The organism is Paracoccus haematequi (genome assembly GCF_900631945.1).
GTDB classification, from domain to species: Bacteria; Pseudomonadota; Alphaproteobacteria; order Rhodobacterales; family Rhodobacteraceae; genus Paracoccus; species Paracoccus haematequi_A.
This window is the reverse complement of the sequence record NZ_UZWE01000095.1, coordinates 1-969: the sequence shown is the minus strand read 5'-3', so window position 1 is coordinate 969 and position 969 is coordinate 1. Positions and strand designations below refer to the sequence as shown.

Annotated in this window: 2 protein-coding genes; both read right to left on the bottom strand. The window is 57.4% G+C overall.

Annotated elements, in window-relative coordinates; translation table 11 throughout:
* Positions 1-107 precede the first annotated feature (107 nt).
* Positions 108-353, bottom strand: coding sequence for a hypothetical protein (locus PARHAE_RS20595; protein WP_126156364.1), 246 nt, complete (start codon positions 351-353; stop codon positions 108-110).
* Between the two features lie 223 nt (positions 354-576).
* Positions 577-969: hypothetical protein (locus PARHAE_RS21290; RefSeq protein ID WP_164555348.1), on the bottom strand; the 393-nt coding region annotated here is incomplete at its 5' end.

The following is a 969-nucleotide window of genomic DNA, read 5'->3' as shown; positions in this document are numbered from 1 at the left end:
CAGCAGTTCATCCAGAAGTTCCTTGGAGATCGTCATGCATGCTTCCTTTCGGTGAAGCATGGACCGGACCACTCATACACAGAAGATCGGACACTCTCTGTTTCGGTTCAGGGGCTGCTCTGCGAACTGCATCCCGATCGCCATCGGGCTCGAACCGATGGCATCACAGCCAGATACAGCCAGCGCTCACGGATCCCCGGCCACTTGCGCCACGGGCTGGTGGTATTGCGCATATTGGTGACCCGCATATCCGGCGCCTTGGGGGATTTCAGGTATTCGAGGGGTGTCGGCATGCCCCAAGCCAGCCTGGTCAGCTGCCGCCTGCCCTCGATATTGCGCAGTCCGGTCAGCATGGATCACTCATCATGAATGTCCTCGCGCCGTCGTCGCCGAGATCGCTGGACCAGAGGGGGAGACCCTTTGCGATCGCAAGATCCCGACGATCGACGCCATCGAGAAAGCGATAGGCCCGCCACCCGGCGGGCCTATTATCATTTTAGAGCAGTTCGAGTGCCCGCCGCGGGAAGCTTCTGTGAACTGGGACAGTATTCATCGGCTCCACCAGGTAGGTGTTCATCATGTTAACGAAGCCCGGCTGAGCAGCCACCGGTTCGAGATCAGAAAATGTTCGATATGACAACCGAACGGGAAGGTCTGAAACCAGCATCTGATCAGGTAAACCGCATCAATTTGGTGGGCGACAAATACCACCTCGACGCTCCACCGGGCCACTGGAACGCGATCTTCAAGCTCCGCGCGACGAGCTTCCAGAACCGCGCGCATCGTGAACAAGTGGTCCTCGACGTATCTTCCTGTCAGGCGACCACCATGCGCCTCTACGGCGATTATCTCATCTCGCACTTTATGCTTTAGGGCGTGTTGACGTTTGAGGATTTCCAAACTGATCGCTGGCTGATTCAAGGCTGCCAAATGGGAGGCAACCTTGATCCGCACGACGTTGACCGACAC